This window comes from Desulforhopalus vacuolatus (genome assembly GCF_016918505.1).
In the GTDB taxonomy this organism is placed as follows: Bacteria; Desulfobacterota; Desulfobulbia; order Desulfobulbales; family Desulfocapsaceae; genus Desulforhopalus; species Desulforhopalus vacuolatus.
Genome location: NZ_JAFFPZ010000001.1, coordinates 104,719 through 118,875 on the forward strand (window position 1 = coordinate 104,719; position 14,157 = coordinate 118,875).

General features: G+C 42.2%; 13 protein-coding genes. 7 read left to right on the forward strand and 6 right to left on the reverse strand.

All coding sequences use genetic code 11. From position 1 onward, the window contains the following. The first annotated feature begins 130 nt into the window (after positions 1-130). The 7 genes from dctP (at position 131) to JWG39_RS00460 (ending at position 6,356) form a co-directional block, all read left to right on the forward strand. Complete coding sequence (dctP, locus tag JWG39_RS00430) at positions 131-1,138, forward strand: TRAP transporter substrate-binding protein DctP (protein ID WP_205217369.1); 1,008 nt, start codon at positions 131-133, stop codon at positions 1,136-1,138. Between the two features lie 239 nt (positions 1,139-1,377). After that, positions 1,378-1,956: a TRAP transporter small permease gene (locus JWG39_RS00435; RefSeq protein WP_205217370.1), complete on the forward strand. Its 579-nt coding sequence runs from the start codon at positions 1,378-1,380 to the stop codon at positions 1,954-1,956. Then, complete coding sequence (locus tag JWG39_RS00440; RefSeq protein ID WP_205217371.1) at positions 1,953-3,275, forward strand: TRAP transporter large permease; 1,323 nt, start codon at positions 1,953-1,955, stop codon at positions 3,273-3,275. The genes JWG39_RS00435 and JWG39_RS00440 overlap by 4 nt, the downstream gene beginning before the upstream one ends. 13 nt (positions 3,276-3,288) lie before the next feature. Then, positions 3,289-3,447, forward strand: coding sequence for a hypothetical protein (locus tag JWG39_RS00445; protein ID WP_205217372.1), 159 nt, complete (start codon positions 3,289-3,291; stop codon positions 3,445-3,447). Between the two features lie 197 nt (positions 3,448-3,644). Continuing rightward, the gene (locus JWG39_RS00450; RefSeq protein WP_205217373.1) at positions 3,645-4,127 is read left to right on the forward strand and encodes a MarR family winged helix-turn-helix transcriptional regulator; all 483 of its coding nucleotides are present in this window, start codon (positions 3,645-3,647) and stop codon (positions 4,125-4,127) included. An 84-nt stretch (positions 4,128-4,211) separates the two neighbouring features. Further along, the gene (locus tag JWG39_RS00455; RefSeq protein ID WP_205217374.1) at positions 4,212-5,402 is read left to right on the forward strand and encodes a multidrug effflux MFS transporter; all 1,191 of its coding nucleotides are present in this window, start codon (positions 4,212-4,214) and stop codon (positions 5,400-5,402) included. A 498-nt stretch (positions 5,403-5,900) separates the two neighbouring features. Beyond that, the gene (locus JWG39_RS00460; protein ID WP_205217375.1) at positions 5,901-6,356 is read left to right on the forward strand and encodes a tellurite resistance TerB family protein; all 456 of its coding nucleotides are present in this window, start codon (positions 5,901-5,903) and stop codon (positions 6,354-6,356) included. A gap of 7 nt (positions 6,357-6,363) precedes the next feature. Here JWG39_RS00460 and JWG39_RS00465 read toward each other — a convergent pair whose 3' ends face one another. From JWG39_RS00465 to JWG39_RS00490, 6 genes are all read right to left on the reverse strand, one after another. Next, positions 6,364-8,421, reverse strand: a complete 2,058-nt coding sequence (locus JWG39_RS00465) for a hypothetical protein (RefSeq protein WP_205217376.1) — start codon at positions 8,419-8,421, stop codon at positions 6,364-6,366. Next, entirely contained in the window at positions 8,360-9,649 is a 1,290-nt protein-coding gene (locus JWG39_RS00470; RefSeq protein WP_205217377.1) for a hypothetical protein, read from the reverse strand. Before JWG39_RS00470 ends, JWG39_RS00465 begins: the two co-directional genes overlap by 62 nt. A gap of 23 nt (positions 9,650-9,672) precedes the next feature. Next, positions 9,673-10,419 carry an HAD family hydrolase gene (locus tag JWG39_RS00475; protein WP_205217378.1) on the reverse strand — a complete coding sequence of 249 codons (747 nt, stop codon included), beginning with the start codon at positions 10,417-10,419 and terminating at the stop codon, positions 9,673-9,675. Positions 10,420-10,446: 27 nt separating this feature from the next. Further along, entirely contained in the window at positions 10,447-11,430 is a 984-nt protein-coding gene (locus JWG39_RS00480; protein WP_205217379.1) for a cysteine protease StiP domain-containing protein, read from the reverse strand. Between the two features lie 96 nt (positions 11,431-11,526). Beyond that, positions 11,527-12,606 (reverse strand): phosphoribosyltransferase domain-containing protein, encoded by a 1,080-nt coding sequence (locus JWG39_RS00485; protein WP_205217380.1) that lies wholly within the window; start codon positions 12,604-12,606, stop codon positions 11,527-11,529. Between the two features lie 142 nt (positions 12,607-12,748). Continuing rightward, positions 12,749-13,897 carry a sodium:calcium antiporter gene (locus JWG39_RS00490; RefSeq protein ID WP_205217381.1) on the reverse strand — a complete coding sequence of 383 codons (1,149 nt, stop codon included), beginning with the start codon at positions 13,895-13,897 and terminating at the stop codon, positions 12,749-12,751. Between the last annotated feature and the right edge of the window lie 260 nt (positions 13,898-14,157).

Genomic DNA, 14,157 nt, shown 5'->3' on the forward strand with positions numbered 1-14,157 from the left:
GAAAAGCATTACAGTCTCTCCCCCGTCCCCATCCTCAACTGAAAAGGAGAAAAAATATTCAAAAATCCGTCATTCGGATACACGAAAGAAGAGACATCCAAGACGAAAACCATTCAACAAGGAGCTTGACATGCTGAACAAAATTTTCCCTGCGGTTTGCGCCGCAGCAGCCACCGCACTCTTTTCCTTCAATACTGTCTTTGCCAGTCCGACAATTCTCAAGTTCGCCGGTCAGAGCGCTGCAAATCACCCGGCAACAGCCTTCATGAATGATATTGCCAGCCAGGTGAAAGAGAAGACAGACGGAAGGATAGAGATAAAAGTCTATCCTTCCAGTCAGCTGGGCAACTACTCCACCGTGTACCAGGAGCAGATCCAGGGAACAATCGCCCTCTCCTGCATCTCTCTTCCCAGTGATTTCGATCCCCGCATGGAACTTGTTTACATTAATGGCTACGTGAACAGCTATGAAGATGCCAGGCGTATTTTTGCACCGGATCAATGGATGTTTCAAAAACTCAGTGAGTTCAATGAGCGTCTCGGCGTTAAACTTCTCGGCTTTTTCATTGAGGGATTCATCGGTATAGGCACGACAAAAGAAGTTGCAGAACCACTCAACCCCAACGTTTCAAAAGGTGCTGTCGTCCGTATTCCCAACATGAATGTGTATAAATTCGGGGCAGAAGCAATGGGATACAAAACAGTGGGTATTCCCTATCCTGAAGTATATCAGGCAATACAGACCAGAGTTGTTGATGGCGTCGATGGATATCCCGTTGCAGCTGCGTACACCAATCTCTCCGATGCAATCAAATACTGGTACAACACAAAATACTCTATTGAATTTCAAGGCTGTATGGTAAGCGAAAAAATCTGGAAGACCATCACCCCTGCAGATCAAAAGGTAATTCAGGACATTTTTACCAGTGCGACAATGGCTTCCATTGATAATGCCAAAGAAATTGATGATCACTATATGGAGCTTATGCGTAAAAAAGGCATCACAGTATATGATTACACCTCGGAAGAACTGGCACCGATGACCGCCGCCATTGTAAAAACATGGCCGAAGTTGAAAAAAACGATGAATCCTGAACTGATTGATGAATTTGTAAAAGAGATGGCACCAAAGAAATAAGATATCTGTACACATTTTATTTCTTTCATTTTTCAAATGCCTCCGGAGAATTCCTTTCCGGAGGTGTTTTCCCGCGACATTAGGGAACCTTGAATAATCAGTCTCTCGCCCATCTTCTTCGTTACAGTCGAAAATTTATCCTCGCAATATTAAACTATAGCTCCGGTAAATTTTCTCATGTGCCTTGAATATGAACGAAATACAAGATTATTCAAGGTACCCATTAAAGGAGTATTCTCATGGCGAAAAATGAATATGAGAGCAGCAGCTCTGCTCTCATTCAGCTTGATCTCTTTAACACGCCAAAGAACCTGTTCGACAAAATAACGATCAACTTTTTTTGCGTTACCTGTTTTACCATGACAGTACTTCTGACCACTGTTATCTGTGCAGTAACTTTCTTTCGTTATGTGCTTCAAGGAGATTTGTATGGCTATGAAGAGTGGGTGAAACTCTTTGCTTTCTGGCTCTATTTTGCCGGTGCCGCCGCTGGAGCGTGGGCACGAACCCATATTTCTGCGGACCTTGTCAACGTCTATGTAAAAAGAGGACTCCTGCGCAACGGATTGATTTTTCTGCGCAATCTCATCAGCTTCAGTGTGTGTGCCGTTTTTACCTGGTATGCGTTGAAATTCTTTCTGTTTGGATACACAGGCCCCCTGGGAACCGGCATCGCCATTCCCAAAACTACCGTCTGGCGAATTCCCTACTGGGCAGGCTATCTCTCTGTCCTTACAGGGATAGGTTTTATGACTTTTTACTTCTGCAGAGATTTCATCATCAGTGCCCGTTACCTTTTCAAAAGGAGCCCTAAATGATCTTCTTAGCACTTATTATTCTCATGTTCTGTCTCGTCATCGGGGTGCCGGTCCCGGTGAGCTTCATGGCATCCTCTCTGGTCCTCATTTTTTTTGGCGGACCTGATGGTGCCGGCTACGCGGCTTCTCAACTTCTGCCCTACGGTTATCAGCAGATGAATTCCGTCCCGCTTATTGCTATTGCCCTCTTTATTGCGGCAGGCGGAATTATGGAAAAGGGGAAGATTGGCGGACATCTGATTGATTTTGTCGACGTCTTTGTCGGCCACAAACATGGCGGACTCGGCATCGTTGCCACCATCTCCTGTGCTATTGTCGGCTCCATCTGTGGTGCTGCCGTGGCCACGCTTTCCTGCGTTGGTTCCATCATGTTTCCCCGCTTCGAAAAGGAAAACTACCCGCGGGGTCTCTCTGCTGCACTCATTGCCAACGCCTCGCTGCTGGGACTCCTTATTCCTCCCAATGCGACTCTAATTATTTTTGCATGGATCTCAGGGCAATCGGTACTCGCCTGCTTTCTCGCCACAGTTATTCCGGGGTTTATCACCATCATCCTTCTGTGTACAGTTAATGGCTGGATCCTCAAACGCTACGACATGAAGGTGACTAACGAGAAGCGAAACCGCACCACTGCCGATAAAATAGCACTCTTTAAATCGAGAGGAAAAACAGCGATTCCGTCCCTTTTCCTGCCAATTATTGTTCTTGGAGGGATTTATGGCGGTATCATGACCACCACAGAAGCTTCTTCCATGGCAATTCTCTATGCCATCCCGGTTGGAATGTTTATCTACAAGGGGCTGAATCTCAAAAATACCTACCAGACTCTTGTTGAGGCCGCGATCACAACTGGTGTCATCATGGTGATGCTCTACTGTGTCTCCATGCTCAGTCGTCTCTACCTGCTGGAAGACCTGCCGGGTGTATTGCTTACTCTCTTCCAGGGGATTTCCGACAACCCCCTCGTCATCATGCTGATGATCAACATTTTTCTGGTCGTCATGGGAATGCTGATGGACGATATCAGCGTTGTAGTGCTCACTACGCCGATTCTTCTCCCCATCGTAATGCAGATAGGCTACGATCCGATCCATTACGCCGCCATTGTCGGTGTAAATACGGGCCTGGGCTGCATCACCCCTCCGGCCGCACCGGTGCTCTACCTCTCAGGTCGTCTCAGCGGTACCCCCATTGACGAGATGATGGGTCCCTGCCTCTGGTTTATCGGACTCTGCTGGATTCCGGTCCTTGCCATAACAGTGTTAATGCCAAAAATATCTCTTCTGCTTCCTCATTTTATTCTGGGAGCCGCATGGTAATAAGGAGACAATTATGAAATTTTACGAAACACTCTTCGCTGTCTTCTGCTTTGCCTTCTTTCTTGTTGCCCTTACCACCCAGACGCCCTTTGCCTACCTGGCAGCGGCAATCTTTGCGGCCCTCTCCCGCACCGCAAAGAAAAAAGGCTGGTGGGATAAAACCGAGGAGTAAGAAACAGCTCCAGTCAAGAAGAAATCGAGCCGGGCGAGACAGGTCTCGGGAGCCTGTATCACCCGCTTTCGCAAAATCAGGCACAAGAATAATGTCCGTGTTGATTGATGGCTGAAGACTCCCTGGGCACACAATGGCAGTGCAGGACTTGCGGCCTGTACAGAGTATACAGGTCCGGGGATGGAGAACAGTAAACTATGACGAAATCTTTTTCACATTCCACCAGGAACTCTGAGAATACCAACAATACATACGATATAGCAGAGTCCTTTCCAGTGCTGATGATGACCTGTGTGAAACACCTGAGGGAAAGTCTCAATGCACACTTTATCGAAGCCGGGCAAAGTGTTACCACGGAGCAATGGCTGATTCTCACATTCCTCGCACATCAGGATGGGGTTTCCCAGCAGCACCTGGCAAATCGCTATGACAGAAGCAAGGTGTCAACCATGGCCCTGCTGAAGAAGCTGGAAAAGAACGGTCTTATCATCAGAAGACCTGATCCTGGCGACGGCAGGAGCAATCTCGTCTCTCTGACCAGAGAGGGACGAACGTTGCAGCATTCGCTCATCCCCCTGGCAAAGGAAAATATCACCCGGATGAGTAAGAATGTGCCACCTGAGGATATCGAGCAATTGAAATCAATCTTGAGGAAAATTACTCAAAATCTTAAGAGCTGATTTTTTTAAAACCAAATTAGTTAGGGTGCTTACTATGATTTAACCCTGAAGTAATTCTACAGAGAATCAAAGAAAGGCTCAATCATGACAAAAACATCAAACCGTAAAATGCTGGTGCTGCTCTCGTTACTGGCGGCATTTCCACCACTGTCAACAGATATGTACCTCCCTGCCCTGCCCCTGCTGAGCAACACCTGGCAGCAACCGATGTCTGTTATCAATCTGACTCTCGTTGGTTTTTTCACAAGCTATTGCATCTTCATCCTGATCTACGGCCCGCTGTCCGACAGGTTCGGCAGGCGCTATCCACTCCTGGCAGGAATTGGGCTGTATATCGTTGCCAGCCTCTTTTGTGCAGGGGCAGAGAATATTGTAAGCCTGATTGTATTCAGGGTGCTCCAGGCCGCCGGGGCCGCATCTGCCTCTGCACTCTCCATGGCCATCACCAAAGATCTTTACCAGGGAAAAGAACGACAGCGACTGCTGGCATACATGGCTATGATTATGGGGCTGGCACCGATGCTGGCACCACTTTTCGGTGGCTGGATTATGACCTGGGCTTCCTGGCCATGGGTATTTTTCGCCCAGGCCTTTATTGGACTTGTTGCCTGGGGCGGAGTCTTCCGAATGGCAGAACCGTTGCACACGAAGTCCAATGACAGTATGATAAAAACCATTGGTTTATATTTATACCTCTTGAGCAACAGGAGATATGTACTCCTCGTTTTACTGTTTAGCTGTATCGTTCTGCCGCATTTTGCCTTTATCGGATCGGCAGCAGAAATTTATATCAATAATTATGGGACCACCGAACAGGTATTCGGCTATTTCTTCGCCTTTAACGCACTGGCAATTGTCACGGGGGCATTTGTCTGTACCTGGCTGCAGAAAAAAATAGAACCTGGCGTCATTTTAGCTCTCAGTTTTGGCGGGATACTGCTGGGTGGTGTTATTATGTTTGCAGGTTTTTTTCAGGAACCGTGGAGTCTGGCAATACCCATGGCCATCGCGTCGTTTTCCTTCGGCCTCAGCCGTCCTCCAAGCAATCACCTGATCCTTGAGCAGGTTGACAAGGGGGTCGGAACAGCATCATCATTTATGATCTTTGTCTACTTCATGACCGGAGCTTTTGCCATGTGGCTGATATCGCTCGGGTGGGCAGACAAAGTTGAAGTTATCTCACTCCTGGCCATGACAAGCGGAGGGATTGTTCTCGCGATATGGCTCATCTCTCCACATTTCATGTTATCCGACAGAAAAGGGAACCTTGAATAATCAGTCTTTCGCCCATCTTCTTCGTTACAGTCAAAAATTCATCCTCCGACAAAGCGAGGAACGAGACGTCGATATATCAAATACATAGCGGTGATTTTTTTGTGAAAATGCTTCGCTTCTGGATAAAAGGCCTATTCTCAGACAGACTCCTGGGTGATCGAAAAACGTAGACTTCCATGGCATGGATTTATTATCTTCGACAAAATTAGCGTACATTTTTTTCCCGTTGGCCTTAAAACCCCTTTTTCAAAAAATAGACACTTGCATTTCTCTACAATAAAACGCATATTATAATGGTTATGCCTGCCGGGGCTACAGTGAAGCTTGCCCCGGTACTCAACTTGGCTCAACACCGAGCTCAAAATGATGTGTTACCTTGACAAAACAGGAAATTATTACAATTTTTACTAGATCTGTAGATCACCTTCAACTATCTTGTTTCTTTATACAATAATAGTTTTGGGGTAAGTACTTGAATAAATAAGGAGACTATTTCTAATGGCATTCTGGGATAATTTAAAAGAAAAAGTAGATAGCATGAATAAAAATCTATCGACTAAGGTTGCCCAATTCAAAAATAACGACTTTGCTGATGCTACAATGGCTATATGTGCGCTGGTTGCAGCAGCCGATGGAGACATCGACGGGACAGAAAGGCAAAAAACAGCTGCTTTTATCATGAGCAATGAAACTCTTAAAATATTCGATGCCTCGGTCCTTCGCGAAAAGTTCAATTTTTTCTGTGACAAACTTACTCAAGATTTTGATTTTGGTAAAATTGAATGTATTCAGAGTATTTCAAAAGTAAGAAAAAATGAAGGCCAGGCCAGAGCCATAATTCAAATTGGAATAATCATTGGTGGTGCGGATGGAAACTTTGACTCCGATGAAAAAAAGATTGTTAAAGAAGCTTGTAATGCAGTTGGAATCAGCCCCGGTGAATTCGATCTGTAATAATTTTTCAGTTGTCTGGACCACTGGTGACATGATGATTCTTGTATAGTGTTTTGAGCAACGTAACAGCAACCCTCAGAGGGTCTTGCTGACGTTCCAGAAAGAATTTCTCTAAAACAGCACACTCAGGCTTTAAGAGTATTCTCTCTTTCGCTATGCTTACGAATTCCCGAACTGTAGACTCTTTTGTAAGAACAGTAATCCATCCACTGTCTTTCAAAGAGTCTACAGCAATTCGGTTAAAATCAAAGATTGGCCCTAAAACGACGGGAACTCCGGCAAGGAGCGATTCCACAGGATCAAAACCTCGTTTTCTTGTATCATACCCTCCCCCCAGGTAAGTCAACGCACAACTATTGTAGAGTTTATTTAAATCGCCATATGTGTCAACAAAAAGGAATTTAGGATTCTCCCCACTTTTTAATCTGGAATAAAAAACCAGGTCTTCCCCCAGACATTCAACAGCATCTCTAATCATCCGATTACGGTCCACATTAGTAACAACTCTGGGAGCGATAATTAGAGCATCCAGGTAAGGTGACAATTGTTGAAAACCTTCTATAGCTATCTGAATGTCCCTTTGATCAACAATATTTGCTGCCATCATAACCCGTGGACCGCACATTGTGATTAAGGGAGGCATCTTTGAAAAAACATTACACTGATTGAACATGTCCGCAATTTTCAGAAACATTGGATTGATATAGAAGGTGTTCTCAGTTTTCGGATGCCGGGTTATCAATCTTGATATGGTATAGTCATACCACGGTGCGATATCATCAGGATGATCATATAAAAAGAGGATGAGTGAAGGCTCTGATTTGAAATGAGGAGAATCTGGAACACCAGGTGCGGAAAAGCGAGGTAATTTATTTGGCAATTTCACAAAATCTGCTAATTTATCGCTTATCGCTTTAAAATTTTTCAAATTCTCTATCCCGAGACGTTCCTGACGAAAAATCAATCTATAACGTGCATAGGGAAGTAAAGAAACCATAACTTTCAGCAAATTTCTTAAGGGCTTTACTTCTCCGCCCCAATCACGCATCCTGATCTCAATAAGCGTTTCTTTTCCAAGAGCAAGATTTTTACTCAATTGATTTACGGCATATATATCCGGTTTTACCCGAGGGTATTTAGCAATATGGAAAAGGTGATTCAAAAAAACGCACCGTGACTTGCGAAAAATCTCGATCTCCTCAAAAGGAAGGCGGGGGCCAGGTACCGCCAACTTCGTGAGATTATTCTTAAGATGATATAGTATCAACTCAAGAATTTCTATTACGCCACTATGGTTTTTTTCATCCGATACGTAACCACCTCGTTTATGGATATAATTCTGTACCAGTAATGAAGAACCTGAGATGCTGAGTGGGAAAGACGCATATTGTAGTAATGTCAAATCATCTGGCGCATCTCCAGCTGCGAATGCAATCAGGTAATCATCACCAAAATTATGATTAAACGCCAGATACTTATCTCCTTTTTTTGGGATAATGGAAATTTTCCGTTTACCGACGGAGGTACGAAACTTGTTCTCCAGGAAGCCAGACATCTTTGATAGAAAATATTCGGATGAAAATTTGTCTCTACCTGAATAAAGCAGGAAACCCTTATGATTTTTTTTATAGCATTCGGTATCAACAGGCAGTTTATGGGCTTTGACTATCGTCTGTGCTTCCGCATGAATTGTGGAGAGATCTATTCCCTGCAGTACATTTTCTGTCCATTCCGGGTAACCCTCAACAATGGTACCATGTTCTAAAATCCAACCTGTTATTTCTACTCCAGCCTGCAAAAAATGGGTCTTGAAATCAACAACCGTATCAGAAGATCTACCAGTGGCCACAAACAGGTCGAGGAATCTACTGATATCTTTTAATAAAGCTAATGTCCTCTTATCTATTACAGCATTGGATACCCGGCCATTTATATTTAATCCATCTGGGATCGTTGTGGCATGGCTTATTGTGGAATCAAGATCAAATACAAATGCTTTTTTCTTAGGTGAGGTTTTCATAATCCCTGCGTGATAAAAATCTTGACAACCGGCTTTGAAAAACATGGTCAACTCTCATCCAACCACCTAAAGCTGGAACAATCCAGCTCTCTGAAACCCTCTGATACATTCCTGTGTGATCCATCTCTAATTCACTCCTTGCGCCAATCCGGTCATCCTGCCACGGTTTCGTTTGAAGTTGCAGATTGAAAAATTTGCTCATTTCTGGTGGTAATTGGGGAACAATCTGTTCATCAGATATTGGCCAGGGGTCAAATAACACCAGCAGTGGATTTCCTGGTGTCCGAGTAAAGCCTCTGGGAGATTTTGCTTCAGGAATAGCGGAGGTTTTAGGATCAAACAATTTCCCTAACGGTCTAACAGCCCACCCTTTATGCGCGGCAAAACGTGCAGCACGCATTATTGAACGGGGAAAACGACGCCTTGAAAAATCACATAATACAGGTAATCTCCCTAAGTCAGTAGCAATCTGTACAGCCTTTTCAAGTCCTTTGCCCTCAACTGTATTTTCAAGCAAAATTCGATGTTCTGAAGATGAAATTTTAAGATTTGTATAAAGGAGAATCCTTCTCTCAGGGCATAAATTATTTTCTTGATAGAGCGAGACCCCTTTGGGCAGAAAACTGCAAAAATAATCTGTTGGTGTGCACTGGTTTAAAATAACAAAAAGGGGGGCAGTTCTGGCAAGTTCTAATAATTCAATCCAACCTTTATAGATAACATCAGCTTCCCTTCTCAGCAGCTCCCGTAACGACCATGCAGTTGATTGAAATGTCCATTTATATCTGTTTTGCAGGTCCATCATAGCATCAAGAGGAAAACTGTCAGCCTCCCAGTAGGAAACATTGGTAGAAAGAAATGCAAGTAACTGGTTACCAGCATGTATCATGTCTTTATTAAGGGAAATATTATACTGTTGGGAGACCCTTCCAAAGACGTGTTGTAACCAACGCTTATTTTCAATATTCCGAGTGAGTTGAGCGCTGATTTCGGGATAGCTCAGCCGAGGATATCCTGGATCAAAATTTGCTTGATCAGGTGTCTCGGGAAGCGAGAGAGATTCAGTGCTTGAAAAGACCTCATCCAGTAATTTACGGGTTAAGATCTTGCAGGAAGCTGCTGATAATGCTTCAATGCGTTCAGGAGTGGGCCGACTACCATTTTCTATTAACTGCTTGATAAGAAAAAAATTTGTATCTCGGTATTTTTCTGACGCTTTAGGGAAAAAAACAGCATCGGGAAAATCTTTAATATTGGTAATAAAATCATTCATAATAAAAGAGAAGACAAGGACTTTTAAGAATCGTTTGAATGTAATTTGTTATAAACCCAAGTCAGCATATCCTCGGTCCCTAAATGGGATGACTGCAGAGAACAATATCCATTTTTCTTTGTAACTAAATCCTTTATCTGAGGACTGGAGTCCTGAAGAGTCACTGGAATAGAGCATGTACTCAACATCTGCAAATCATTATTTTCATTACCGAGAGCAATAAAAGGGTCAATGTTAAACGAAGATAATCCTTTTGTCTTGTCAGGCAATTGAGGGTATATGAATATCTTGTGTTTTTCTGGGTAAATATACCAATTTTCACCGCTATCTTTTACAATTTTTTTAATATGATCTACAGGGTTACGGAACTGTTCAGGTGGGATAAGCCCGAGACAATTCTCATACCCTGTCAAAGACTCCCAGGCAGGAACCCTGTCGTAAACATAGCGCCATTTATCACTTGTATTTTTTCCAACATAAAGTGAATCCCTGACAACAAGCCCATTTTCTAAAATAAAGCCGCTAAATTGAATATCAGGAACTTGATCTGTGAATTTTTTAACACTTGAAGCATTGCGACCCGTAGCAATAATAACGGGCGCTATTTGACTAATACTCAATAATAATTCTGATGATTTTTTTGAAAAGCAGGCAACACCTGACCGGCCTTTAACTTGAAACTTAGCCAGTTCCCGGTGCAATATGGTGCCATCAAGATCAACAATAACCGCACGTGGTCTACTCATACCGTTTGATAATTTTCGAATCATATATGATCTACTGTAAAGTAGCAGAGCTCATGTTGTCTCCAGATTGCAGGCAACACGTGTTTGATATTCTCTCAAAAATAACTGGTTATATTGTACTGGAACCCCTCTCCTGTCGGCCAAAGCTAAGAGTAATTCATAATGTTCCCTTACATATTCATAGCTATCCATGAAAAAAAGTGTATTTGGAGCAGCATTAATTAAGGCTCGGCACACCTCATTACTATGTATTCGTAAACTGGTATCTTTAAAGAATTTCACTCTATCTGCCTGGGTATATTGCACTAACTGCCTGGGACTTGCTTTCTGCCAGGCCTCAACTACATCAAGACGAAGGTAATCTTGAGGAAAACGGTAAGCAGAAAAAAAACTTTGGTTATCAACATAAAAGGTTCTTGAAAATCCTAGTGTGGCCAGCCCTGTAAAACACGCAGAATAACAAAAAATATCTTCCTGAGCCCCTGAGAATTCAGCCCATCCCCAGGGGTCTATCAGTACCGCCAGGGGACCCGTTTTAAGTTTTGCTATCTCCCTGGCCACCCCTCCGCGTCCGGTCCAGCCATCTACGAACATAATAACTCTCTCAGGGTTATCTTTTTTAATCTGGGCGAGAGCTGTCTGGTCTATACCCAATCCTACAAAGAGAGAAAGAGAAGCTACTTTAGAACCAGGAAGCATCTGATTCAACCAGTCAGCAACAGGCACTCCTGCCCTTAAAATAGAAACAAAGAGAATTTTGTTGTTATCCGGTTGCCATCTTTTAATACGTGCGACTAAATTCTGAGCTGCAACCTTTATAACATCAACTTTTCCGTAATCGATGATGCTTTCCCAGAAAGCGTTATTTAGATCTGGCTCAGGTGATGGCGTTGACCAGAAAGTATTATTCCCTGTATATGCACGATCTAATGGCCTGAAAAGATGAAGTTCAGTAAAGGGATTAACTTCTTCAAGAAGATTAATATAAAACTTCTGATTCCAGTGTGATTCCTTTTTAATTGTTTTTTCAGTCAATTGCTTTTCCCTATCTTCTTATTGTATTTCCAGTATTTGCAAGATGCTTCTATGAATTATAGTTGATCTCGATTTTTCAATAGTTCAGAATAGAAATTAGTTACTCTTAATTAATTCAGTGAGTGGGAAGGGACATACTGTAAATCCATACTCTTCTAATTTGTTTTTCACGATTTTAGAAATTTCTTTATCTATCGGATCATTAAGGATGCAAATCATCCTTGAAAGATTTTTGTAGTTATACAGAAAATATTTATTATCAAAATCTAACCTGCTGACAATAGAAGCATTATCAATTTTCCATGGACTTAATGTTATATGCTGAAACGAGAATCCTGGATTTTTCAACGCAAGACGGGTGGCTATATCTACAGTCTCACCAATTACCAGCACTGTAGTGTCTTCGAAAGAATCAGAAAGATGCCAGTTCGGATCATTGTCTTCTTTGTTGTGTTGCTCATACAGAGCGGATCGATATTTATACATAAGCCAACTATCATGATGACCGATGTCCTTTAACCTGTTTTTCCTTTCGGGAGCAGAATTTTCAGTATTGATCGTTGTGGATAGTATTTTCTTGGGATCAGTAAAAGAGGTATCAGTAAAGACGAGAAAGCTCTGGAAAATACACTTAACATCAAAAGACTGTGCTATTATGAATGCTTCCTTTTTTTGTTTTTTATTGCGAAAATCAACCAGGGCAAAAATTCGAATGGTCTTTATCTTTAGCTGAAAACAGAATCTGGACAGGACTTCAAAAACAGTATTTCCGGTGGTAAGTTCGTCTTCGACAATCCATATTTCTGATATTTCTGGACTTGGAACCGGAATGCTGTGATTCGGGCCATGAGAATGCTTTTCAGTAAAAACAATACCAGATGTAGAAGGACGTCGGGTGGAGCTTAATAAAGCAGTTGTCATCCCATTTTCTCTGGCAACTTTCTGCATCAGGATGGAAGGTATTATACCGGACTCAGTAAGACCGATGATTAATATATTTTCCCCCGCTGATTGGACCTTTAACGATCTTTTCAAGATCGTTTCCAGACATTCACATCCTGTGAGTAGATTGTCATTATTTACAGGAGAGATTTTTCCAAGAAAATCAGCTGTAAATGCCTCTCTGCGTTTTGGATTATTCTCACGTTCTATATGAAAATAGTTTAACTTTGTCATTTACTAATCAACATAAGATATTTGGTGGTTTTTTAAAAAAATTGTGCACCATCCCCATAGGTAATATAGAAATGATGCACGAGGTGATTTTTGAGAATACTATTCTAAATCAGAAGAACACCGTTAATATTCGTCCTTTCTATCATAGCAATTCCTGAAAAGAAATAAGTTGTTCGGCAATAATGTTTGCAAAAGGAAGTTCTACGGCCCTGGCAGCTACATAAGCGACAAAAGCGAGATACATTCCAATAAGTATATATGCTGTCGCTTTAGTAAGCTTCTTCTTACAGAGAAAAATTAAAAAGGTTATAAGCGTCAGCAAAAATAATAGAACTCGCAGTTCTATTATATGAGTAGCAGTCTCAGGAGCGATAGTAATCGAGCCATTTATTATGGTATATAAAAATAAAGGAGCTCCAAGAGCAAAGCAGATATCAAATATATTGCTACCCAGAGCATTTGCTATAGCATCGTCATAGTTTCCCTTTCCTGCATCTTTAATGGAAAGGATTGTATCAGGCACGCTACTGGCGGCCGCAGCAATAATGACTGCTACAAAATACCCATGAATACCGAGTGAGTGACCAATTCCTTCACAGGCATAAACTAAAATCCAGCAGGCAAAAGCGATATAAAGAGTAGACACAGCAATCAAAATTGTCGCATTTTTCTGATAAAGTTCCTGACCTCTAACTATGGCTCCTTCGAGATCTACCTTAAGTAAGGATATTAAGATAGATCCACTTTCTGCTCTATGATCTTCTTCCTCATCCTCATCTTCATCCTCATCTTCTTCAACGTCATTACTACCGTTTGTTCTATGTCGATAAATCATCCAGCTCCCATAAGAGACATAAAGCATCATCAAAAACAGGCCATGATACCAAGACAATGTCTCTCCCAGGAAATAGATGAGAAAAAGTTCTGCTGTAAGCAGGGTAATACCATCCCGTATAACTACACTTCGCGATATCTCAATCGAAATGTTTGTGTTACGCCATAAAACAAAGATTATAACCAATCCGGGAATTACCATAGCATTAAATACTGCACTTCCTGCTGTCGTCCCGATTCCTCCGGCAAAACCTGTAGTATCAGTAAACAGAAACAGATATATGAATGTTACCAGCAATTCAGGCATGGAACTACCTATTGCGTTAATTGTTGCTCCTTTAGTGCCTTCCCCCATATTTCTGCCGAGATAATCGGCCGCTGTTTCAAAACCGTCACAGGCTTTGGCAATCAGCAAGCTGGAAGCTACACCCATACCAATATAAAAAAGTAATTCCATAAATATATCTCCATCACATTCAAAAAGATTGTCTCTGAAGGGCCAATATGATCCCTGATTGTTTAACTGTAAATATAGGTAGTGCCTGATCGTACTTTAATTGACTATGATTTTCCTTGAAAAAATGGTCATGTGCTCTGTGGAATGTTATATATAACACCATTCCTATTAAGTTATATCCCGTTTTGTCTCCTGTTTATCCATTCATGGTTACAAACGACAAAAGGAACCACGAATGGACACGGATAAACACGAATTAT

Coding starts and splice junctions, on each gene's coding strand:
- dctP (WP_205217369.1), top strand. CDS start 131: ATGCTGAACAAAATTTTCCCTGCGGTTTGCGCCGCAGCAGCCACCGCA.
- JWG39_RS00435 (WP_205217370.1), top strand. CDS start 1,378: ATGGCGAAAAATGAATATGAGAGCAGCAGCTCTGCTCTCATTCAGCTT.
- JWG39_RS00440 (WP_205217371.1), top strand. CDS start 1,953: ATGATCTTCTTAGCACTTATTATTCTCATGTTCTGTCTCGTCATCGGG.
- JWG39_RS00445 (WP_205217372.1), top strand. CDS start 3,289: ATGAAATTTTACGAAACACTCTTCGCTGTCTTCTGCTTTGCCTTCTTT.
- JWG39_RS00450 (WP_205217373.1), top strand. CDS start 3,645: ATGACGAAATCTTTTTCACATTCCACCAGGAACTCTGAGAATACCAAC.
- JWG39_RS00455 (WP_205217374.1), top strand. CDS start 4,212: ATGACAAAAACATCAAACCGTAAAATGCTGGTGCTGCTCTCGTTACTG.
- JWG39_RS00460 (WP_205217375.1), top strand. CDS start 5,901: ATGGCATTCTGGGATAATTTAAAAGAAAAAGTAGATAGCATGAATAAA.
- JWG39_RS00465 (WP_205217376.1), bottom strand. CDS start 8,421: ATGTTTTTCAAAGCCGGTTGTCAAGATTTTTATCACGCAGGGATTATG.
- JWG39_RS00470 (WP_205217377.1), bottom strand. CDS start 9,649: ATGAATGATTTTATTACCAATATTAAAGATTTTCCCGATGCTGTTTTT.
- JWG39_RS00475 (WP_205217378.1), bottom strand. CDS start 10,419: ATGATTCGAAAATTATCAAACGGTATGAGTAGACCACGTGCGGTTATT.
- JWG39_RS00485 (WP_205217380.1), bottom strand. CDS start 12,606: ATGACAAAGTTAAACTATTTTCATATAGAACGTGAGAATAATCCAAAA.
- JWG39_RS00490 (WP_205217381.1), bottom strand. CDS start 13,897: ATGGAATTACTTTTTTATATTGGTATGGGTGTAGCTTCCAGCTTGCTG.